We start from the raw sequence: 21,612 nt of genomic DNA on the forward strand, positions 1-21,612 counted from the left end.
TGAGGCATGCCGACGACAGCCGAACACCTGCGCATCGCACTCGACGGTGCGTGGCACGAAGCACGCGAACGCGCACGCAAGGATCTCGCGCACGAGAAGTTCGCACCGCACTACACCCCCGAGACCGACAAGGCGCGCGCCATCACGCTCGAGCAGATGCGCATCCTCGCCGAACACGGCTATGCCGCGGCGGGCTTCTCCGTCGAGTCCGGCGGCACGGGCGACGCGGGCGGCGCGGTCGCATCCATCGAGATGCTCGCGATGTCCGACCTGTCGCTGATGGTCAAGGCGGGCGTGCAGTGGGGCCTGTTCGGCGGTGCCATCGAGAACCTCGGCACCGAGCGGCACCACGAGAAGTACGTCAAGCAGCTCATCGACCTCGACGTGCTCGGCTGCTTCGCGATGACCGAGACGGGCCACGGCAGCGACGTGCAGTCGCTCGAGACCACGGCGACCTATGATCCGGACACCCAGGAGTTCGTGATCCACTCCCCCACCCCGTCGTCCCGCAAGGACTACATCGGTGGCGCGGCGCAACACGCCCGGTTCGCGGCCGTCTTCGCGCAGCTCGTCACGCAGGGTGAGACGCACGGTGTGCACTGTTTCGTCGTCCCGATCCGCGACGAGGACGGCAACGACCTGCCGGGTGTGACGACCTCCGACTGCGGTTACAAGGGCGGCCTGCCGGGTGTCGACAACGGCCGCATCGTCTTCGACCAGGTGCGCATCCCCCGGGAGAACCTGCTCAACAAGTACGCGGACGTCGAACCGGACGGCACCTACGCCTCGGACATCGACAACCCGAGCCGACGGTTCTTCACGATGCTCGGCACGCTGGTCCGCGGGCGCATCACCGTCGGCGGCTCGGCGGGTGCGGCGGCGCGGGTCGCGCTGAGCATCGCCACCCGCTACGCCGAGAAGCGTCGCCAGTTCGACGCCCCCGGGCGCGACGGCGAGGTGCCGATCATGGACTATCTCGTCCACCAGCGGCGCCTGCTCCCGCTGATCGCCCGCTCGTACGCGCTCGGCTTCGCCCAGAACGAGCTGCTCACGACGATGCACCGGCTGCAGTCGACGTCGTTGCAGGAACTCGACGCGCAGGAACAGCGCGAACTCGAGGGTCGCGCGGCCGGCCTCAAGGCCGCCAACACCTGGCACGCGTCGCGGGCGATACAGGAGTGCCGCGAGGCGTGCGGTGGTGCCGGCTACATGGCCGAGAACCGGCTGACGGCGCTGCGCGCGGACGTGGACGTGTTCACGACCTTCGAGGGCGACAACCACGTCCTGACCCAGCTGGTCGCGAAGGAACTGCTCACGGCCTACGCCGACGAGGTGCAGGGCATGAGCCCGGTGGAGTGGATGCGCTTCGCCGCGACCACCATCTCCGACATCGTCAAGAAGCGCACCGCGGCGCAGCAGATCATCCAGACGATCGTCGACACCCGCCAGGACAACGAGGAGGACGGCAGCCTCTTCGACCGCGGCACCCAGGTGACGATGTTCGAGGACCGTGAGCAGTACCTGCTGTCCACTGCGGCCCGGCGCCTGCAGGCCGCGATGAAGCGTGAGGACAACCCGTTCGACGCCTTCAACTTCGTGCAGGACCACGTTCTGCACGCCGCCCGCGCGCACATCGACCGAGTCGTGCTCGAGGCGTTCGTCGCCGCGATCGAGGACTGCAAGGACGAGACCGCCCGCGACCTGCTGTCGGAGCTGTGCGATCTCTACGCGCTGACGATCATCGACGAGGACAAGGCGTGGTTCATGGAGCACCGCCTGCTGTCGGTCGAACGCGCCAAGGCCGTCACACGCGGGATCAACGAGCGGTGCCGCAGCCTGCGTCCGCACGCGTTGACGCTCGTGGACGGGTTGGGTGTGCCCGACTACCTGCTCGGCTCGGCCATGCTCGACCGTGAGGGAGCGGTCGTCCCACCTCAGGACGTCGCAGTCTGACCGGGTTCGCCGACGAGCTCGCCGAGCCGTGCTCGCAGCTCGTCGGCGTCCTTCGCCCACGCCCGCACGAACGTTCCTCCGATGAGCCGCAGTCCGACAGGCTTGCGGCCGCGCGGCACATCCGCCAGTTCGCCGAGGCTTCGGGCGGTCTCCCAGCGTTCCGGATCGCGCCGGTCGTCCGGTGGCGGCGGCAGCACCGCCTCGATCTCGGCGACCGGCAGTTCCTCGGTGCCCTGCCGCAGGACCGTGGAGGTGAGCTCGACGCTGACGTGCCGACGAGCAGCCACGACCATCACGTAGGAAAAGCCGGCGAGCACGATCGCGATGATCGGCAGCGCGACCCAGTGCACGACGGGGCCGGTGAACAGTTCGACGACGAGGGCCACGACGCAGACCAGCGGGCCGATGGCGACCGTGCGCCAGCGCGCTCCGGGTTCGTGGAACAGCGGCCCGGCCGGGTCGGTGCCCATCGGATCAGGGGTTGCCGGATCTGGGGCCGTCGGGTCGGTCAAGCGGCGAACGCGCCGGGGATCACCAGCAGCACGGTGGTCACCAGTCCGAGGAGGGCGATGAGAGCGATCAACACCAATTCGCGACGGCGCCCATAGGGCCGCGGTTCCACCTGCATGACGTCCTTTTCGCTCGACGGAAAGGGCCGTGCGGCCCACATGGTGAGCCCACCGTACTCTTCGGTCGCGCCGGACGAAACCGAGTGGTACGTCTATTCTTCCGGCAGTCGCAGGAAGAAGCGGTTGGCATCCCGCCGGTGCATCAGCACGATCGCTCCGACGGTCGCGACGGCTTGCAGAATGCCCACCACACCGAGTATCCAGCCCGCGCCGCCCTCCCCGACGCCCACACCGAAGACGGTGGGCAGGGTCGACAGCGACATGAACACCCCGAGCAGGGTCAGCAGCATCCGGGCCCAGTTCTTGGCCTTCAACAGCTGCCTGACTACCAGATAGAGCAGTCCGACGATCACCAGGCCGATGCCGGCGGTCAGCGCGACCAGCAGCGGGACCGCCGACTCGAGCTGCTCCGTGGTGACGCCCTCGATGGCCTGCTCGGCGGCCATCGTGGTCATGAGGTCGAGCAGTTCCTCGCGTCGACTCAGCAGATCGGCGAGACTTGCCGCCAAACTCACGACGGCGAGAGCGAGTACCCCGCACCACAATTGGTGGGCCGTCGTGACGTCTCCGGGAACGGGACGATTCGCCGCGGGGCCGGGCCCGACAGGAGGTGCGGGGAAGCTCATGACAGGCGACCCGCGACCTCGGCGGCCCAGTAGGTGAGGACGACGTCCGCACCGGCCCGCCGGATGCCGACCAGCGATTCGAGGATCGCCGCATCGCGATCGATCCAGCCCTTCTGCGCGGCCGCGGTGATCATCGAGTACTCCCCCGAGATCTGGTAGGCGGCCACCGGGACGGGCGAGCGGTCGGCCACCTCGCGCAGCACGTCGAGGTACGACATCGCCGGCTTGACCATCACCATGTCGGCGCCCTCGGCGAGGTCGAGGTCCACCTCGTGCAGCGACTCGCGACGGTTCGCCGGATCCTGCTGGTAGGTGCGGCGATCTCCCTCGAGGGACGAGCCGACGGCGTCGCGGAAGGGACCGTAGAACGCCGAGGCGTATTTCGCGGAGTAGGCGAGCTGACCGACCTCGGTGTGCCCGGCCTCGTCCAGCGCGGACCGGATGAAACCGATCTGGCCGTCCATCATGCCGCTCGGGCCGAGCAGGTGCGCCCCGGCCTCGGCCTGCGCGACGGCCATCTCGGCGTAACGCTCGAGGGTCGCGTCGTTGTCGACGACGCCGGTGTCGGTGAGCACACCGCAGTGGCCGTGATCGGTGAACTCGTCGAGGCAGGTGTCGGCCATGATCACCGTGGAGTCGCCGAGTTCGCTGCGCAGCGACCGCAGCGCGCGGTTGAGCACACCGCCGGGATCGCTCGCCGCGGAACCACGGGCGTCCTTGTCCTCGGGGCTGGGCACACCGAAGAGCATCAGGCCGCCGACACCGGCGGACACGGCCGCGGCCGCGGCCTTGCGCAGCGAATCGGCGGTGTGCTGGTACACCCCGGGCATCGACGCGATCTCGCGCGGCTCGCCGAGGCCGTCGGCCACGAACATCGGGAGCACGAGGTGGCGGGGTTCGAGGGAGGTTTCTGCCACGAGCCGTCGGATGGCGGGTGTGCTGCGCAGCCGGCGGGGACGGATGTCGGGAAACATGGGGAGAACACCTTCCATACGGGTCGTGCGCGGCCCCGGTAGTGGCGACTACCGGGACCGCGCACGGATCATCGGATCACCAGAGATCAGCGGCGGGCGCGGGACTTCTTCCGCGGCGGAGGCAGTGCGCCTTCCGCCCGGAGCCGGGCCGCGTGCTCGGCGAGCGCGTCGACCAGGGGCCCGATCTGCGCGGTCTCGGGCTGCACGTCCACCCGCAGGCCGAATTCGATCGCCGTCTCGGCCGTCTTCGGGCCGATACACGCGACGATCGTGCGGGCGTGCGGCTTGCCGGCGATACCCACGAGATTGCGGACCGTCGACGACGAGGTGAAGCACACCGCGTCGAAACCACCGGTCTTGATCATCTCGCGGGTCGCGGCCGGCGGCGGAGCGGCACGCACGGTGCGGTAGGCGGTGACGTCGTCGATCTCCCAGCCGCGCTCGCGCAGACCCTCGGCGAGGGTCTCGGTGGCGATGTCGGCGCGCGGCAGCAGCACCCGGTTGACCGGATCGAAGACGTCGTCGTACGGGGCGAACTCGGCCAGCAGGCCGAGGCTGGACTGTTCGCCGCTGGGCACGAGCTCGGGGATGATGCCGACCGAGCGCACCTTCGCAGCGGTGGCCTCACCGACGCACGCGATCTTGACGCCGGAGAACGCGCGCGCGTCGAGACCGAACGCCTCGAACTTCTCCCACACCGCACGCACCGCGTTGGTGGAAGTGAACACCACCCACTGGTAGCGACCGTCGACCAGGCCCTTGACCGCGCGTTCCATCTGCGCGGGACTGCGCGGCGGCTCGACCGCGATGGTCGGCACCTCCATCGGGATCGCGCCGTGCGTGACGAGCCGCTCGCTCATCTCGCCGGCCTGATCCTTGGTGCGGGGTACGAGCACGGTCCAGCCGTACAGGGCGCGCGACTCCCACCACGACATCTTGTTGCGGTGCGAGACGACCTTGCCGACGGTGACGACGAGCGGTCCGACGAGCTCGGAACCCGCGTCGTTCAGGGTCGCGAGGGTGGCCTCGACGGTGCGCTGCTGACGGGTGGTGCCGCGCACGGTGATCGCGGCGGGGGTCTGCGGCGCCAGGCCGTGTTCGACCAGCGCGCTGGCGGTCTCGGCGAGGTGGCCGGAGGTCGCATGGAGGACGAGGGGGCCGGGGGCGGCGGCGAGCGCGGCCCAGTCGACCTCTCCGCGCACGTCGACCTCGGTGTGGCACGAGCCGAGCGCCATACCGGCGTAGCTCGGCACGGACGATCCGGCGGGCAGGCCCGGCAGGACTTCGAAGACCACCTGGGTGCGGGCGACCGCGTTGACCTCGGCGATCACCGAGTCGGTGGTGAGCGGGTCGCCCGCGACGAGGCGCACCACGTCGCGACCGGCCTTCGCCTCGGCGACGAGCGTCTTGGCGACCTCGGCGGGCTCGCCGAGCGCGGGACGGACCTCGGCGACGGGCTCACCGGTCTCCGGGTCGGTGCCGTGGTCGACACCGACGAGGGCCACGACACCCTTGTCCACATCGGGGTCGGTGAAGGCGATCGTGGCGCCCGCCAGCACGTCGCGCGCGCGCACGGTGAGCAGCGCAGGATCGCCCGGGCCCGATCCCACGAACAGGATGCGCCCGGGGTTGTGCTTACGGACTCGGCTCATCGGTCATTCTCCAGTGCGGTCAAATCAGCGGTATGGGCAAATCGGGTGACGGTGCCGGCTGTGTCAATCATCGGCAGGTCTCGTCTCGGGGAGGACCCCGTGCTCGACCATGAGCTCGCGCGCACCGAGGTCGAGCAGTTCGCGGGCGACACGGCGACCGAGTTCCTCGGCCTTCTCCGGCGCCCCCACCGCGCTCGCTCGCAGCACATCCGATCCGTCCATGGCGGCGGCGCATCCGCGCACCGATAGTTCCTCGATCACCCGGCCGTCGTCGTCGAGCGATTCGACGACCTCGGCGATCGCCCCCACCGGTGCGGTGCATCCGGCTTCGAGTTCGGCGAGCAGCGAGCGCTCCGCGACGACTGCGGCGCGGCTCGGCGCATGGTCGAGTCCGGCGAGCAGCTCGATCATCTCGGGATCGTCCGACCGGCACTCCACGGCGAGCGCACCCTGCGACGGCGCGGGCAGCATCTGTACCGGTTCGAGGGACTCGGTGACCCGGTCCAGGCGTCCGATCCGCGACAGTCCGGCACGCGCGATGACGATCGCGTCGAGTTCGCCGGAGTCGACCTTGCCGATGCGGGTGTCGATGTTGCCGCGCAGCGGTTCGATCTGCAGTCCCAGGCCGAGCGCAGCGAGTTGTGCCCGCCGGCGCGGCGCCGAGGTACCGACCTTGGAGCCGGGCGGCAGCTCGCCGAGGACGAGTCCGTCACGGGCGACGAGCGCGTCGCGCGGGTCCTCCCGCTCGGGGACGGCCGCGACGACGAGGCGCGGATCCTGGAAGGTCGGCAGGTCCTTGTAGGAGTGCACGGCGACGTCGACCTCACCTGCGAGCAGCGCCTCGCGCAGCTCGGCGGTGAACACGCCGACGCCGATGCGCTGCACCGGGCCGGGCGTCACATCGCCCTTGGTGGTGATGATGACGAGCTCTGCCGGGCGACCGGCGGCAATCAGTGCGTCGCGCACGGTACCGGCCTGGGTCGTGGCGAGCACGCTGCCGCGGGTACCGATACGCAGGGGACGATCCTGCCGAGCAACATCGTCGCGGGAAACCGATGCGGCTTCGGTGCTCATGCGGTGCCGTCCTTTCGTGAGGCCTGGAGTTCGGTGGTGACAGCGGGGTCGAGTGCGGCGGACAGATCCCCCGAGAGGGTGGGATCGGTCAGCGAGTTCAGATCCTTGGTGGGTGTCGCGACCGCCTCGACCGAGCCCGGGCGCAGCTCGAACAGCTCGCGCAGGGCCTCGGCGTACTGGTCGCCTCCCGGCGTCGACGCGAGCTGCTTGACGCGCACCGTCGGTGCGTGGAGGAGCTTGTCGACGACCCGGCGCACGGTGCGGGCGACCTCGCCGCGCTGGCCGTCGTCGAGATCGGGCAGTCGCGATTCGAGGCGCATCAGTTCGCCCTCGACCACTTCGGCGGCGCGCTGACGCAGTGCCGTCACGGTGGGGGTGACCTCGGCGAGTCGCTGCGCGGTGAGGTACTGCGACAGCTCGGCGGCGACGATCGTGCGGGCGGCCTCCGCGTCGGTCGCGGCGGCGCCGGCCGACGGGTCGCGCTGCAGCGACTCCATGTCGAAGACCTGCACACCGGGAAGACCGGCCACGGCGGTGTCGACGTCGCGCGGCAGACCGAGATCGCAGATCGCGAGGGGGCGTTCGCCGCGGCCGGGCTGCGCGAGTGCGCGGTGCGCGTCGGCGAGCGTGACGACGGCGCCCACGGCTCCGGTGCAGGTGACGGCGACGTCGGCGCGGCTCAGTGCGGTCGCGAGATCGTCGAATCCGACGACCTCGGCGTCGACACCGGCGGCCTGTGCGGTCTCGGCGAGTCGCTCGGCACGGTCGCGGGTGCGGTTGGCGACGACGATCGAGCCGACCTCGGCCCGGACGAGATGCGCGACGGCGAGACCACCCATGGCGCCGGCACCGATCACCGCGGCGGTGCGGCCCTTCAGGGCGCCTCCGAGGAAGTTCGAGGCCTTGTCGAGCGCGACCGACACGACGGATGCACCGGCGGCGTCGATGCCGGTCTCCGAGTGCACCCGCTTGCCGACGCGCAGCGCCTGCTGGGCGAGTTCGTGCAGGGTGCGGCCGGCGGCCTGCTGAGCGTCGGCGGCGGCGTAGGCGGTGCGGATCTGGCCGAGGATCTGCTGCTCCCCCACGACCATCGAGTCGAGCCCGCTGGCGACGGAGAACAGGTGTTCGGCAGCGGCCTCGCTGTAGCGGACGTAGGCGTGCTTGTGCAGTTCGGTGACGGGCAGACCCGAGTGCTCGGCGAGCAGTTCGCTGACCGCGGCGAGCGCGCCGTGGAAGGCGTCGACCACCGCGTAGATCTCCACCCGGTTGCAGGTGGAGACGATCATCGCTTCGGAGATCTTGTCCGACGCCAGCATCTTGTCGGTGAGCTTGGGGCGGTCGGTGTCCGTGACCGCCACCTTCTCGAGCACCGGGACCGGTGCGCTCCTATGCGATATCCCGACGAGGAGAACACTCACGGTGCGATCACCGATCCGTTTCTGGTCGCGGCCGAGCCCATCGGACCCGCCTTTCCTGTTGTGGTACGCCGAGCAGAGCTTCGGGTGGACACCCGCGGTATGCCGGCGGGGCGTACGTCGCCGGCAGCAGGACGAACGTCAGCGGTCGCGGCCCGGGGGGTCTCCCCGTTGCGGGTGCTGTTGAAGGACAGGACCTGCATCTCGACGGACAGATCGACGCGTCGGATCTCGACGTGGTCGGGGACATCGAGTTCGACGGGAGCGAAGCTCAGGATGCTGCGCACTCCTGCGAGCACGAGCCGATCGCACACCTGCTGTGCTGCCTCGTCGGGGGTGGCGACGACACCGATGGTCGCGCCGAGTTCATGGGCTCCGTTCTCGAGATCGTCGACGTGACGCACGACGAGATCGCCCACACGTGTGCCCACCACGTCGGGATCGGAATCGAAGAGTCCGGCCATCGTGAAACCGCGGCGGTCGAAGCCCGGATACCGGGCGAGGGCGCGGCCGAGGCTGCCAACTCCGACGAGCACGACGCGATGGCCCCGGTCGAGTCCGAGAGCTGCTTCGATGCGGGACTGGAGGCGCAGGACGTCGTAGCCGACGCCGCGCACTCCGTTGGGTCCGAGGAAGGACAGATCCTTGCGCAGTTTGGCCGAACCGACCCCGGCGGCGGCCGCGAGTTCCTCACTGGAGACGATGAGAGTGCCCGCTTCGGCGAACGCACCGAGGACCCGGAGGTAGGTCGCGAGACGCGTCACAGTAGCCTGTGGGATATCGCGGACCGGAGGAGTGGGAGTGGCACCCTCGCCGGACTCGGCGGTGCCGCGAGCGTCCTCGCCCTGCGGTGGGTGCAACTGCGTCACGGTACGTGGCTCCTCGTCCGGCCGGTGGATACACGCCTGGCCTCACGGTGATCCGGGAATTCGTTCACACCACGGTAACCGCTTGTGAAGCCATGCACAAAGTTGCTCGAAGCACCCCGAATGTGCTTCCCACCTGCTGTACGACGAGGACCTGCCGACTCACCGAGCGAGATCTGCGCGCAGTCGCGGCTCGTCGACCTCCCAGTAGCTGTGCTCGCGTCCGTCGAGCAGAACGACGGGCAGACGGTCCCCGAATTCGGCCCTCAGATCGGGATCGGTTGCGGCAGCGACATCCACGTCGATGCAGGTGACCTCGACGCCGAGCTCCTCCGCGAGCGCCTCGAGCTGCTCGCGCGCAGGACCGCACGCACCGCACCCGGCGCGCACGAGAAGGGTCAGGTGATGACGGCTCGCGGAGCCGCTCGTTGCCGATGACGATTGCTCACTCATGCCTCCACTGTGCGGCACGACCTGTCGAGATGAACGTCACACCCCGTCACGGGGGCGACGGCCTCCCGGTGAGGGGCGGTGTCGCGGGCTAGGCTTGGCGCGGGTCGCCCGTGCATGCGGTCGCCATATGTGCGGCGCCCGAAAGTGCAGGGGTCACACGGGGCCCGCCCGTTTCGACAGCCCCGCCCGTTACGACACCGGAGGTGCGAGTGCCAGGACGTTCGTTTCCCTACGGATGGGGCATGGGTGAGACGTGGGCGAGCATCATCCGTCCCGGACGTCGGCTCTTCTCTCGCAAATTCGGACCCAGCGAGGAAGAGGTCCGCGCCAATCTCGCAGGTGAGGCGAGCGCCGATGCCGCCCTCGCGTTGCAGGAATCCCGCGTCGAACCCGAGCCCTCCCCCGATACCGCTCCCGTCCCGCGCGATCTGACCGCGGCGGCGTTCTTCGACGTCGACAACACGATGGTGCAGGGCGCGTCGATCATCCACTTCGCCCGCGGCCTCGTCGCCCGGAACTACTTCGACAAGTCCGACCTGTTCGAGTTCGCCTGGCAGCAGGTCAAGTTCCGCCTGACGGGCAAGGAGAACATGAACGACGTCGCGTCCGGTCGCGACAAGGCGCTGTCGTTCGTGCAGGGCCGCTCCACGGAGGAACTGCGCCGGCTCGGCGAGGAGATCTACGACGACATCATCGCCGACAAGATCTGGCCGGGCACCCGCGCGCTCGCGCAGATGCACCTGGACGCGGGCCAGCAGGTGTGGCTCGTGACCGCGACGCCGGTCGAACTGGCCGACGTCATCGCCGAACGCCTCGGCCTGACCGGTGCGCTCGGCACCGTCGCCGAGTCGAAGGACGGCGTCTTCACGGGCCGTCTCGTCGGCGACATCCTGCACGGTCTCGGCAAGGCGCACGCGGTGCGGGCCCTCGCGATCCGTGAGGGTCTGAATCTCAAGCGCTGCACGGCTTATTCGGACAGCCACAACGACGTGCCGATGCTCTCGGTGGTCGGCACGGCCGTCGCGATCAATCCCGATCCGGATCTACGGCAGGTCGCTCGCACACGCGGGTGGGAGATCCGCGACTTCCGGACGGCGCGCAAGGCCGCGAAGGTCGGGGTGCCGACGGCGCTCGGTCTCGGTGCCGCGGGTGGTGCTGTCGCGGTCCTCGTGGGTCGCCGCCGCGATCGAGCGGCCTGACAGTACAGCCGCGACCGAGCGGCTTGATTTTCGAGGTGCTCAGCCGAGGAAGACGTTCCGCCGGCGCGTGAGCAGTTTGTAGAGGGTCTGCTGGATCGTCTCGCGCACGTGGTCGGTGACCTCGAACAACACCATCGGATCCTCCGCCGAGGCCTCGTCGTACACGTCGGTGACGATGGGTGTGCCGAACTCGATGTACCACTTCGACGGCAGCGGCACGATCCCGAGCGGGCCGAGCGCCGGGAACAGCGGGGTGATCGGGAAGTAGGGCAGGCCGAGCAGGCGTGCGAGCGAGGTGAGGTCGGCGATGTTCGGGTAGATCTCCTCGGAGCCGACGATCGAGCACGGCACGATGGGCGCCTGGGTGCGCAGGGCCGCCGACACGAAACCTCCGCGGCCGAACCGCTGCAGTTTGTAACGCTCCTTGAACGGCTTGCCGAGTCCCTTGTACCCCTCGGGGAAGACCGCGACCACCTGGTCCTGCCGGAGGAGTCGTTCGGCGTCGGGATGGCACGCGAGGGTGTGGCCGGCCTTGCGCGTCACCGTCCCCACCACGGGCATACCGAAGGCGAGATCGGCGGCGAGCATCCGCAGGTGACGATCCGCGTGGTCGTGCACGGCGACGGAGGTCATCAGTGCGTCGACGGGGAGCGTGCCGGCGTGGTTGGCGACGACGAGTGCGCTGCCGTCGGCGGGGATGTTCTCGACGCCGCGGACCTCGACGCGGAACCACTTGTCGAACAGGGGTCGCAGCACCGGCAGGACGACGTTCTCGGTGAAGTGCGGGTCGAAGCCGAAGTCGTCGACTTCGTAGTCGCCGGTCATCCGGCGGCGCACGAACTCGGCGGTGGCGGTGACCTGTTGTGCGAGCGTGCCGCGCAGGTCGTCGAGGAATCGATCGGTGCGGTTCACCTGCTCGGGGGTGGGCGGTGGCCCCATCGACGGATGGGGTGTGCGTGTGACCCGTTCGCCGGGACGGCGGTTGCCGGCGTGCAACGGGATGACCTTCGCGACCTCCGTCATCGCGTCTCCCTCGTCTCTCCGAGCACGGAGAGCGCCATCGACTCGGCCTTGTCCACCCATTCGGTCTTCACGATGCGGGTGAGGGCGAGGCCCCGGGCGAAATCGTCGAGCGCTTCTCTCGTGGTCCAGCGTGGTTCGAATCCGAACTCGTTGCGCATGCGCGTGGTGTCGAGTCCGCATCCGAAATGGAAATAGTCGAGTTCTTCTTTGGTGAAGGAGTTCATCACGGAACCCATGAGTGCGTGCCCGACCGTGCGGAACAGCGCGTAGGGCATCGGCACGGTGACGCCACCGGCCCGGCGCACGGCCTGGGTCATCGTGACGATCCCCTCACCGGCGATGTTGTACGTCCCTGACGGTCCGGCGACGACCGCGTGTTCGAGCGCACCGAGTGCGTCCTCCTCGTGCAGCAACTGTAGTCGCGCGTCGCGGCCGAGCACGTTGGGGACGAGCGGGGAGGTGAGATAGCTCGACACCGAGCCGGGCAGCCGGTTCCCGACGGTGGGTGCGAACCGGAGGATGGTGGTCGCGATGTCGCTGCGCCGCCGGGCGACGCCGCGCAGATATCCCTCGACCTCTATCATGTCGCGGGCGAAGGCGCCCGTGGGCCGGCGGCGGGCGCTCATCTCCTCGGTGAACTTCGCGGGGTCCTTGGCACTCGATCCGTAGAGGACGGACGACGAGCGCAGCACGATCCTGCGCACCGAGGGTGCCTTCTGGCACACCGCGAACAGCTGCATCGCGCCGAGGACGTTCATGTCCTTCATCGCCGTGCGGCTCCCGGACTTCGGGGCCTTCGTGACGGCGGACGCGTGGACGACGGTGTCGACGTCCATGTTGCGGATGATCTTGCCGATGAGTGGGTTGCGGATGTCGGCGAGCACGAACTCGGCCCGCCCCATGCGCCGGAGCATGTCCTTCGACGGCGACTGGGTGTCGACGCCGATCACCCGCTCGATGTCGGGATTCTGGGCGAGCCTGGTGACGAGGAAACCACCCAGGAACCGACTTGCTCCGGTGACCAGCACGACTCGTGGACGTGCCACTTCGTGCCCCTGCGAAACCACTCGTGAAACCCCCTGCTGCACCGCACGCGTCATCGGTCACATTCGCCCCGACGCGGTATGCCGTCCCACAATACGGCCACTTCGCCGCCATCGCACGACTCGTGGGTGAACTTTCGTGTACCGGGATGCACAGACGAACGATGCCCGCCACCATGGAAGGTGACGGGCATCGGACAGGCGCAGGGCTTACTTGCCGAGTTTACGACGCTGCACTCGGGTGCGGCGGAGCAGCTTGCGGTGCTTCTTCTTCGACATGCGCTTACGGCGCTTCTTGATCACAGATCCCATGTGGGCATCCCTCACGTTCCTTGTAGCGTTCCTGCGCACGCCGGTGACGTACGCCTGATGTATGTCGACGCTGGGCCTCGTGGCGACGAGTAACAGCGCCTCACGACACCGGCTGGCCGGTACGACGACAAGCAATCCTACCGGGGCGGCCCACCCGGCGTGAAACCGAGGTCCGTCCCGGAACGCGACTTCCCTCGCGCACCGGATCCGTTCGTCGTACCGTCGTCCCCGACGATGCGCCGATCGTCCCTGTCCGACCTCTATCCGACGTCGAAGTACGACGTCTCGAGGTAGTCGTGGACGGCCTTCGCATGCACGCGGAACGAGCGTCCCACACGCACTGCGGGTAGTTCGCCACTGTGCACCAGCCTGTACACGGTCATCTTCGACACCCGCATGAGAGCTGCCACTTCGGCAACCGTCAGGAACTGGGTACCGGCGAGAACCGACTGTCCGTCTTGAGGTTGACCCTTCGACGGCGTGTTTCCTGAAACCATTACACACCTCCGGCACGCCCGCGCCGCCGGCTTCCCCTCCGGCGGAACAGACACGCACGTGCTGATTCGAGCTTAGCGTGACGAATGGTTCCTGTGCGACGATGCAGCTGGGGAATTTCCGGCGGGCGGCTGTTCGTCGCCACGCTACGCCCTACGGTGACGTCTGTCAGCGTTCCGCAGTGACACCTGTCAGTGCCTCGGGTGGATGCCCTGTCAGGCCGTCCCGGAGAGCCCCTCGCGGGCCGCAGGCGACGGCTGATCCGATGCCGCCCCGAGTTGCGCGGAACGGCGCTTCGCAGCGTCGAGCGCCTCGTAGAAGGCCGTACGCAGGCCTCCACGCTCGAGTTCGCGGATCGCGGCCGCCGTGGTGCCACCCGGCGAGGTGACCGCGGCGCGCAGGTCGGCAGCGTTGTCCCCCGAGCGCGTGAGCATCGCGGCCGAGCCGGTCATCGTCTGCACCACCAGATCGGTGGCCACCGCCCGCGTCAGGCCGAGCGAGACACCGGCGTCGATCATCGCCTCCGCGACGAGAAAGAAATATGCGGGCCCGGATCCGGAAACCGCGGTGACCGCGTCGATCTGCGCCTCCGGGACCACCGAGACCGTTCCCACGCTCGCGAGGATCTCGCGGACCGTGTCGAGATGCTGCTGCTTGACGTACCGACCGGCGGACAGCACGCTCGCGCCCTCCCCGACGAGCATCGGGGTGTTCGGCATCACGCGCACGACGGGGAAGCCGGCCGGGAGCTTGGTCTCGTAGCGGACCGTCGGGATGCCCGCGGCAAGCGACACCAGGATCTGCTCGTCGTCGTTCCCGGCGTCGACCGCCGCGAGGGCGGTGACGACGACGTCCACGTCGTTGGGCTTGACGGCCACGACCACCACGTCGGCGCCTTCCGCGGCGTCGGAGGTGCTGTCGGTGACCCGGATCGAGTAGGCCCGGGACAGTTCCTCACGCCGTTCCTCGAACTTCTCGGCGACCACGAGATCCTTGGTCGCGAAGCCGTTCTTCAGCAGACCCGAGATCAGCGCCTCGCCGATCCTGCCGCCACCGATCACTGCGATTCTCGTCATGGGGACAGCCTGCCACGACCGTCCGTGCGGCCTACACCACGGTCACCCGCCTGTCGGGACCTACCGCGTTCGGGCGTATCAGCGCGGCATCATGGCCAGCTGACGCGATTGCACGACCACCTGGCCGGTCGAGTCGACGACAGTGTGGTCCTCCTCGAACCAGGTGCTGCCGAGCACGCTGCTCTCGGCGATGACCCGCAGCCATCCCGGAGCCGGGACCCGCCGCAGATAGGCGGTGAGTTGCACCGTCGGCGCCCAGCCGAAACGGCCGAGGTTCATCGCGACGGGAGCCGACACGTCGCCGCACATGAGCGCGAACAGCACCGAGGTGTCGACGTCGGCCTCGTCGCCCGGCGACGGCCGCGTCCACATCGACACGAGCGGTTCGCCCTGCTGCCCGTCGAGGAAACGCGCGGTGGCGGAGTCGATCCGGAGGTGGGAGGTGGCGGCGAACTTCACGATCTGCCCCATGGGGTGCTCGGGGGTGACGAGCACCGACTCGGCCGGCGGGTCGGCGGGCATGGTGGTCGCGCGGTGCGGCACCGTGTGGAGGGGCTCCTCGGTATCCGGCGTGCCGAGGGTGACACTCGCCCGCACCGCCACACGCCCGGCCTGGGACAGTTCGACGTCCACAAGGGCGATCTGCTTGCCCTGCTTGCGTAGGACGGTGGTGAGTTCGACGTCGCCGGGGTTGGGCGCGGCGACGAACGAGCCACTCACGGCGAGGGGCTGGGTGAGCGGGTCGACGCCGGCGTCGAGCACCGACCTGCGCGCCGCGGACGCGCAGACCGCGAGCATGCATCCGCCGTGCACCTTGGGCCCGATGGTCCACACCGGATCGATGTGCGCCTGCCAGGCCGCCGTGCCATCCGGGTGCTCTCCCGGCACCCGGGTGACCGAGGTCAGGTCGAGGAAGGGCTGGTCGGTGAGGGTCACTGCTGCTCCTGGTCGTCGTTCGGGGCCGGATCGGCGCCGGTCGTGGGGGGTCCACCGGACCCGAACATGCGGGCGGCGAGATGCTGGTGGGCCAACCGGCGCATGGCCGTGAGGACCGGTTCGTACAGGGCGGTCCCGAGCACGGCCGCTTCCACGGTGGCTTCCCGGGAGTGCGTCGGCAGCAGTTCGAGGTCGAGTTCGGCGATGGCGCGGACGTGACGGCCGTAGGCGTCGATCCGGCGGTCGTCCATCCGCAGGCCGGCGGCTTCGAGTGCCGCGAGCGCGTGTTCGAGTTGCGCCACGGCCGCGAACCGTGGGTCGTAGATCTGGCCGAGGCGTTCGAGCAGGTGGCGGGCGCGGGGATAGCCGGGACCGGCCGAGTCCTCGACGTAGGGTGGCAGCGCGGCGATGGCGTGGCCGAGTTCGACGAAGAGGTCGTCGCGGGGATTGTCGACGAGATCCACGACGGTCTTGATCTTCTCGAGGGGCAGACCCTGCGCGGCGAGTGACCGGACCAGACCCATGCGCCGCACGTGCCGGTCGTCGTAGGTCGCCGAGGTGACGCTCGTCGCCACGCCCGGCATGAGCAGCCCCTCGCGCAGGTAGTACTTCACCGTCGGCAGCGGTATGCCGCAACGCTCGGCGAGTTCCGAGATACGCACCGATCACCTCCGCTCCTCGACACCGGATACTACAACTATCCAGTATTGGATAGTTGTAGTATCCAGTCACGGAGTACCGGCCGAGGAGGCCCTCATGCATCCGCTCGTGACCATCGTTCTCGGGAGCACCGTGCTCACCGTCGCAGGCATCGCCTTCGGAGGCACCTTCCTGCTACGCGTCGCCGCGGGCGGCGTACCCACCAACGACCTGCAGAAGACGTTCTTCCGTGCCGGTCACGCCCACGCTGGAGTACTCGTCACCCTCGGGCTGCTCATCGCCGTTCTCACGCACGTCGTGGGCGCATCACCCGGTTGGTCGGCGGCCGGCGCCATCGCCGTGCTCGTCGCCGCGATCCTGATCCCGGCAGGCTTCTTCCTGTCGGTGCTCGGGCCCGATCCGACGCGGCCCGGCCGGATGTTCGCGGCGGTCCGGCTCGGCGCCGTCTCCCTCACCGCGGGCGTGCTGATCTCAGGCGTCGCCGTGCTCGCCGCCGGAATCGCTGCCCTCTGAGGCGGGGACGCGCGCGATGTCCGTGTGCCGGGGACTCTCGGGGCCGGCGGTGATCGCGCGCGTCGCCGAGCGATCCAGGTGCGTGCGCGCGAAGGCCAGCGAACGCGCCAGCATCCCGGCGCGCTCCGCACGCGTCCGTGCGCTCTGGGTGCTGATCTCGAGCACCACGTGCCCGCCGAAGTCGCTCGCGGCGAGCCGGCGGCACACGTCCGCACACGGCTGCGTGCCCGTTCCCGGGACGAGGTGTTCGTCGAGCGAGGAGCCCCGGCCGTCGGCGAGATGGAGGTGGGCGAGCCCCTCCCCCATCCGATCCGCGAGCGCGAGGGCGTCGGCCCCCGCGGTCGCGGTGTGCGACAGGTCGAGCGTGTAGTGCGCGAAACCGGTGTCGGTGGGGTCGAGCGACGGGCTGTAGGCCGAGACCGCGCGGCCGGGACCGCGCCGGCGCAGACGTTCGGCGCCGCGATCACGACCGCCGAAGACGACGTCGGCCCTCATCGGGTACATGTTCTCGACCGCGAGCACCACGTGGCTGTCGGCCTCGAGCGCCGCGACCTGGTCGGAGAATCCCTCCGCATAGCGACGCTGCCACCGGAAGGGCGGATGGACCACGACGGTCTCCGCACCGAGGATCTCGGCGACACGCACCGAACGGTCGAGCTTGGCGGCGGGATCGGATCCCCACACGCGCTGCGAGATCAGCAGACACGGCACGTGCACGGCGAGCACCGGCACGCCGTACTCGCGGACCAGACGCTCCACCGAGGTGGGGTCCTGGCTCACCGGTTCGGCCCACACCATCAGCTCGACCCCGTCGAAACCGAGATCGGCCGCGAAGCGGAACGCCGCTTCGGTGTTCTCCGGATAGACCGAAGCGGTGGACAGCCCTACCCGGATTCCCTGCGCGGTCGGCATCGGCTCACCCGGGCAGCAGGAACAACAGCGGCCCGAAGGCCACGAATGCTCCCACCGCGAGCGCGATGAGCTGACTCGTGATGTCGTCGGTGCGCCGCAGGACACGCACCAGCGCGACCAGGCCCACGATCACCAGCAGCGCGAGCGCGAAGGCGACCCACGGCATGAGGTCCCACAACCGCTCGAAGCCCTTGAAGAGCAATCCGCCCGCGACGATCGCGGCGACGCTCTCGCCGATCAGCAACGCCCATTGCTTGAGGCCACTGCCCTGCTCCGCGTCGGTGGACTCGTCGTCCGCACTCTTCCGTGCCGAGTCGTCGGCGGCGTCGGACGTCGCCTTCCCACCCTTGCCGCGGGACTTCCGCGACCGCGACGATGCCACTCCCTCCGAAGCGTCGGGCGCGGCACCCGCAGCACCGATGGTGTCGGTCGAGTCGTCGGCGTCGGAACCGGTGCCCTGCAGGTCGCTGGCGGGGCCGGACAGTAGTCGCGGTTCGGCGACGTCGGCCTTGCGCACCGACACCGCCGGGGCGCTCGCCTTCTCGGATTTCTTGTCCGCCTTCTTGTCGGCGACCGCTGCTCCTTCACCGGACTGCGAGCCGGGCGCTGCCGCTCCGAGATGCGCCCGCGCGCGCCGGGGAAGCGCCTCGGGACGGATGACCTCGGTCGGCGACTCGATCTTGGGCGGCGCCGCCTTGGACGCTGCCTTCGTCGATGCGGCCGTCTTCGAGACTGCATCCGTCTTCGACACCGTGTCCGTCTTCGACACTTCATCCGCGGCTGCAGGCACCTTCGCCGCCGGGCCGGACGGCGTCTTCGCAGTGGGTGGTGTTTTCGCGGCAGGCGTCGTCTTCGTGACGGCAGGCGTGCTCGTTCCGGTCTTCACCGGCGGCGTCTTCGTCTCGACGGCAACCCGCGGGGTCACGGTGGTCTTCTCGATGTCGGACAGCGCGAAGGTCGCCGCCTTCGGCGTCTCTAGCTTCGGGGTCTCGACCTTGCGTGGCGCCGGGACGGCCTTCGGCGGGGTATCCGCCTCGGCAGCAGCCGTCGAGGACGACGAATCCGCCTGCCCGGCAGCGCTTTCCGCATCGGTCGGGGTGTGCCGCTCGACCTTGCTGTCTGCGCGGGTGATCGGGATCTCGCCCGTCAGTTCGGCGACGGAGATGCCGCCGCTCGCACCTCGTCGGCGTCGTCCCCCGGCCCGTGTTCCCACCTTCTGGCCGTTACGCGCCAACAGCTCGGCCACGGAGATCTGCCCCGTGTCGTTGCTGCGATTCTCGCTCATCCGGTTGCCACCACCAGTTCGCCACCCATATCCGTATCGAGCTTCCGAAGAATCAGGCCTTCGCGCAACGCCCACGGGCAGATCTGCAGCGTCTCCACTCCGAGGGCACGCATGCTCGCCTCCGCGACGAGGGCGCCGGCGACGAGTTGCTCGGACCGGTCCGAGCTGACGCCTTCGAGTTCTGCGCGGTCGGCCGTGGTCATCCGGGAGATGAAGGCGATGAGCTGGCGCAGTCCGCTGGCCGTCAGGGTCCGTTGTACCCGCAGGCCGGCGGACGAGGGGGCCGCGCCGGTCAGGCGGGCGAGGGTCCGGAAGGTCTTGGAGGTGCCCACACACAGGTCGGGGTCGCCCGCGTTGCGTATGGCCTTCGCCGGCTCGGCGAGTTCGGCGTCGAGCCAGTCGCGCAGCGCCGAGATCCGGCGCTTGCCGGGCGGGTCCTCACGGAACCAGTCGCGGGTGAGCCGTCCCGCACCGAGCTGGAGCGAGTAGGCGATCTCGGGGTCCTCGTCGCCACCGAAGGTGAGCTCGAGCGAACCACCGCCGATGTCGAGGTCGAGGATGTTTCCGGCGCTCCAGCCGTACCAGCGGCGCACCGCGAGGAAGGTCAGCCGCGCCTCGTCCTCGCCGGAGAGCACGTCCAGCGACACCCCGGCCTCCCGGCGCACCCGCTCGAGGACGGCCTCGGAGTTGCCGGCGTCGCGCACCGCGGACGTCGCGAACGCCATGAGCTCGCCGCATCCCGAGGTGCGGGCGATGCTGGCGAATTCGGCGGTGGTCTCGACGAGCTGATCGGCGCCGTTGGAGGTGATGTCGCCGTTGTCGTCCATGTTCTCGGACAGCCGCAGCGTGGCCTTCGTCGAACTCATCGGCGTGGGGTGCCCACCACGATGGGCGTCCACCACCAACAGGTGAACGGTGTTGCTTCCGACGTCGAGTACCCCTAAGCGCACATCAATACGGTACTGGGTCTACCGTCGGGACCTGTGACAGCAGGTATGTCCCATGCCCCACACAAACTCGACCCGGCCCCGGAAGTCCCTCTCGACTTTCCTCGGGAATGGGTGGAGTTCACCGACCCCGACAACGACGAACACGTCATCGCCGCAGACATGACATGGCTGCTCTCGCGGTGGACCTGCGTGTTCGGCACTCCGGCGTGCCAGGGCATCATCGCCGAGCGACCCGACGACGGGTGCTGCTCGCACGGTGCGTTCCTGTCCGACGACGACGATCGCCAGAAGCTGGCGAAGGCAGTGAAACACCTCACGCCGGCCGATTGGCAGTTCATGGACAAGGGCCTGGGCAAGAAGGGCTACCTCGAAGAGGACGAGATCGACGACGAGCCCGCCCTGCGCACCCGCCGCTACAAGGGTGCGTGCATCTTCCTGAACCGTCCCGGATTCGAGGGCGGCCAGGGCTGTGCTCTCCACACCATGGCGTTGCGACGCGGCATCGAACCGCTCGAGATGAAGCCGGACGTGTGCTGGCAGCTCCCGATCCGCCGCACCCAGGACTGGGTCGAGCGCCCCGACGGCACCGAGATCCTGCGCACGGTCATCACCGAGTACGACCGACGCGGCTGGGGTGAGGGTGGGCACGACCTCGACTGGTACTGCTCGGGCTCTCCCGACGCGCACGTCGGCGAGCGTCCGGTCTGGCAGTCGTACGCCCCCGAGCTCACCGAACTCCTCGGTGCGGCGGCCTACGACGAGCTCGCGCGCCTGTGCCGGCGACGCCAGGGACTGGGTCTGATCGCGATCCATCCCGCGACGTCGGCAGCACAGGCGGGCTCCGATGCCGGCTCCGATCAGGCCTCGAGCTTGTAACCCAGACCGCGCACCGTCACGAGGTGACGCGGCTTGGCCGGATCCTCCTCGATCTTCGAGCGCAGACGCTTGACGTGGACGTCGAGGGTCTTGGTGTCGCCGACGTAGTCGGCGCCCCACACCCGGTCGATGAGCTGTCCGCGGGTGAGCACCCGCCCGGAGTTCCGCAGGAGATATTCGAGCAGGTCGAATTCCTTGAGCGGCATGGCAACCGGCTCACCGTTGACGTGCACGACGTGACGGTCGACGTCCATCCGCACGGGTCCGGCCTCGAGCAGTCCGTCGTCCGCCGCTACCTCGCTCTCGGTGTCGGCCCCGCGCCGCAGGACCGCACGGATCCGGGCGATGAGTTCACGCGCCGAGTACGGCTTGGTGACGTAGTCGTCGGCGCCGAGTTCGAGCCCGACGACCTTGTCGATCTCACTGTCGCGAGCGGTGACCATGATGACCGGCACACCCGAGCGGGTCCGCAACTGCTTGCACACGTCGGTGCCGCTCATCCCGGGGAGCATCAGGTCGAGCAGGACGATGTCGGCGCCCTCCCGGTCGAACTCGGCGAGGGCCGAGGGGCCGTCGCCGGCGATGGTCGTCTCGAACCCCTCCTTCCGCAGCAGGAAGGCGAGCGGATCCGCCAACGATTCCTCGTCCTCGACGATCAGCACACGCGTCACGAGCTGGTCCTCCGTCTGT

The 21,612-nt window shown here is 69.2% G+C and carries 23 protein-coding genes; 4 read left to right on the forward strand and 19 right to left on the reverse strand.

The genetic code is table 11. The annotated features are described in order from the left end of the window. Positions 1–6 precede the first annotated feature (6 nt). Complete coding sequence (locus AC6CID_RS02095; RefSeq protein WP_019291205.1) at positions 7–1,953, forward strand: acyl-CoA dehydrogenase family protein; 1,947 nt, start codon at positions 7–9, stop codon at positions 1,951–1,953. Here AC6CID_RS02095 and mce1N read toward each other — a convergent pair. From mce1N to AC6CID_RS02135, 8 genes are all read right to left on the reverse strand, one after another. Then, entirely contained in the window at positions 1,935–2,423 is a 489-nt protein-coding gene (gene mce1N / locus AC6CID_RS02100; RefSeq protein WP_006552334.1) for a transport-regulating membrane protein Mce1N, read from the reverse strand. The two genes, AC6CID_RS02095 and mce1N, sit on opposite strands and share 19 nt — an antisense overlap. Before the next feature lie 251 nt (positions 2,424–2,674). After that, positions 2,675–3,097, reverse strand: a complete 423-nt coding sequence (locus AC6CID_RS02105; protein ID WP_228044622.1) for a hypothetical protein — start codon at positions 3,095–3,097, stop codon at positions 2,675–2,677. A 107-nt stretch (positions 3,098–3,204) separates the two neighbouring features. Continuing rightward, positions 3,205–4,182 (reverse strand): porphobilinogen synthase, encoded by a 978-nt coding sequence (hemB, locus tag AC6CID_RS02110; protein ID WP_217579563.1) that lies wholly within the window; start codon positions 4,180–4,182, stop codon positions 3,205–3,207. Between the two features lie 86 nt (positions 4,183–4,268). Then, on the reverse strand, positions 4,269–5,834 hold the full coding sequence (locus AC6CID_RS02115; RefSeq protein ID WP_033096113.1) for a bifunctional uroporphyrinogen-III C-methyltransferase/uroporphyrinogen-III synthase: 1,566 nt from the start codon (positions 5,832–5,834) through the stop codon (positions 4,269–4,271). A gap of 63 nt (positions 5,835–5,897) precedes the next feature. Continuing rightward, positions 5,898–6,908: a hydroxymethylbilane synthase gene (hemC, locus tag AC6CID_RS02120; RefSeq protein ID WP_006552338.1), complete on the reverse strand. Its 1,011-nt coding sequence runs from the start codon at positions 6,906–6,908 to the stop codon at positions 5,898–5,900. Beyond that, on the reverse strand, positions 6,905–8,326 hold the full coding sequence (locus tag AC6CID_RS02125; RefSeq protein ID WP_024101721.1) for a glutamyl-tRNA reductase: 1,422 nt from the start codon (positions 8,324–8,326) through the stop codon (positions 6,905–6,907). The genes hemC and AC6CID_RS02125 overlap by 4 nt, the downstream gene beginning before the upstream one ends. Next, positions 8,323–9,192, reverse strand: coding sequence for a redox-sensing transcriptional repressor Rex (locus tag AC6CID_RS02130; RefSeq protein WP_019291201.1), 870 nt, complete (start codon positions 9,190–9,192; stop codon positions 8,323–8,325). The genes AC6CID_RS02125 and AC6CID_RS02130 overlap by 4 nt, the downstream gene beginning before the upstream one ends. 159 nt (positions 9,193–9,351) lie before the next feature. Continuing rightward, positions 9,352–9,642 carry a glutaredoxin family protein gene (locus AC6CID_RS02135; RefSeq protein ID WP_006552340.1) on the reverse strand — a complete coding sequence of 97 codons (291 nt, stop codon included), beginning with the start codon at positions 9,640–9,642 and terminating at the stop codon, positions 9,352–9,354. Between the two features lie 242 nt (positions 9,643–9,884). On the opposite strand from AC6CID_RS02135, the gene AC6CID_RS02140 reads away from it, so the two are divergent. Beyond that, complete coding sequence (locus AC6CID_RS02140; RefSeq protein ID WP_006552341.1) at positions 9,885–10,841, forward strand: HAD family hydrolase; 957 nt, start codon at positions 9,885–9,887, stop codon at positions 10,839–10,841. A 39-nt stretch (positions 10,842–10,880) separates the two neighbouring features. Here the strand turns inward: AC6CID_RS02140 and AC6CID_RS02145 are convergent, their stop codons facing one another. From AC6CID_RS02145 to AC6CID_RS02175, 7 genes are all read right to left on the reverse strand, one after another. Further along, positions 10,881–11,864: a lysophospholipid acyltransferase family protein gene (locus AC6CID_RS02145; RefSeq protein ID WP_064061978.1), complete on the reverse strand. Its 984-nt coding sequence runs from the start codon at positions 11,862–11,864 to the stop codon at positions 10,881–10,883. Beyond that, entirely contained in the window at positions 11,861–12,892 is a 1,032-nt protein-coding gene (locus AC6CID_RS02150) for an NAD-dependent epimerase/dehydratase family protein (RefSeq protein WP_121208889.1), read from the reverse strand. Before AC6CID_RS02150 ends, AC6CID_RS02145 begins: the two co-directional genes overlap by 4 nt. A gap of 225 nt (positions 12,893–13,117) precedes the next feature. Beyond that, positions 13,118–13,219, reverse strand: a complete 102-nt coding sequence (locus AC6CID_RS02155; RefSeq protein WP_003402602.1) for a 30S ribosomal protein bS22 — start codon at positions 13,217–13,219, stop codon at positions 13,118–13,120. Positions 13,220–13,479: 260 nt separating this feature from the next. Further along, on the reverse strand, positions 13,480–13,716 hold the full coding sequence (locus AC6CID_RS02160) for a helix-turn-helix domain-containing protein (RefSeq protein WP_006552345.1): 237 nt from the start codon (positions 13,714–13,716) through the stop codon (positions 13,480–13,482). A 213-nt stretch (positions 13,717–13,929) separates the two neighbouring features. Then, positions 13,930–14,790, reverse strand: a complete 861-nt coding sequence (gene proC, locus AC6CID_RS02165; protein ID WP_024101725.1) for a pyrroline-5-carboxylate reductase — start codon at positions 14,788–14,790, stop codon at positions 13,930–13,932. 78 nt (positions 14,791–14,868) lie between these two features. After that, positions 14,869–15,726, reverse strand: coding sequence for a thioesterase family protein (locus tag AC6CID_RS02170; RefSeq protein ID WP_064061980.1), 858 nt, complete (start codon positions 15,724–15,726; stop codon positions 14,869–14,871). After that, entirely contained in the window at positions 15,723–16,388 is a 666-nt protein-coding gene (locus AC6CID_RS02175) for a MerR family transcriptional regulator (protein WP_019291197.1), read from the reverse strand. The genes AC6CID_RS02170 and AC6CID_RS02175 overlap by 4 nt, the downstream gene beginning before the upstream one ends. A 94-nt stretch (positions 16,389–16,482) precedes the next feature. On the opposite strand from AC6CID_RS02175, the gene AC6CID_RS02180 reads away from it, so the two are divergent. Further along, on the forward strand, positions 16,483–16,899 hold the full coding sequence (locus AC6CID_RS02180) for a hypothetical protein (RefSeq protein ID WP_019291196.1): 417 nt from the start codon (positions 16,483–16,485) through the stop codon (positions 16,897–16,899). On the opposite strand, the gene AC6CID_RS02185 is transcribed toward AC6CID_RS02180, so the two are convergent. From AC6CID_RS02185 to AC6CID_RS02195, 3 genes are read right to left on the reverse strand one after another with little or no spacing between them, the layout of a single operon-like run. Next, positions 16,858–17,811, reverse strand: coding sequence for a sugar phosphate isomerase/epimerase family protein (locus AC6CID_RS02185; protein WP_019291195.1), 954 nt, complete (start codon positions 17,809–17,811; stop codon positions 16,858–16,860). The two genes, AC6CID_RS02180 and AC6CID_RS02185, sit on opposite strands and share 42 nt — an antisense overlap. A gap of 4 nt (positions 17,812–17,815) precedes the next feature. Continuing rightward, positions 17,816–19,096 carry an Rv0497 family membrane protein gene (locus tag AC6CID_RS02190; RefSeq protein WP_064061981.1) on the reverse strand — a complete coding sequence of 427 codons (1,281 nt, stop codon included), beginning with the start codon at positions 19,094–19,096 and terminating at the stop codon, positions 17,816–17,818. Continuing rightward, positions 19,093–20,046 carry a Ppx/GppA family phosphatase gene (locus AC6CID_RS02195; protein ID WP_072740475.1) on the reverse strand — a complete coding sequence of 318 codons (954 nt, stop codon included), beginning with the start codon at positions 20,044–20,046 and terminating at the stop codon, positions 19,093–19,095. Before AC6CID_RS02195 ends, AC6CID_RS02190 begins: the two co-directional genes overlap by 4 nt. Before the next feature lie 45 nt (positions 20,047–20,091). Between AC6CID_RS02195 and AC6CID_RS02200 the strand changes: the two genes are divergently transcribed. Next, positions 20,092–20,922, forward strand: a complete 831-nt coding sequence (locus tag AC6CID_RS02200) for a DUF3109 family protein (RefSeq protein ID WP_024101732.1) — start codon at positions 20,092–20,094, stop codon at positions 20,920–20,922. Here the strand turns inward: AC6CID_RS02200 and AC6CID_RS02205 are convergent. Continuing rightward, positions 20,904–21,593 carry a winged helix-turn-helix domain-containing protein gene (locus AC6CID_RS02205; protein ID WP_006552355.1) on the reverse strand — a complete coding sequence of 230 codons (690 nt, stop codon included), beginning with the start codon at positions 21,591–21,593 and terminating at the stop codon, positions 20,904–20,906. The genes AC6CID_RS02200 and AC6CID_RS02205 overlap by 19 nt on opposite strands. Between the last annotated feature and the right edge of the window lie 19 nt (positions 21,594–21,612).

Source organism: Rhodococcus sp. GQ147, from assembly GCF_059759155.1.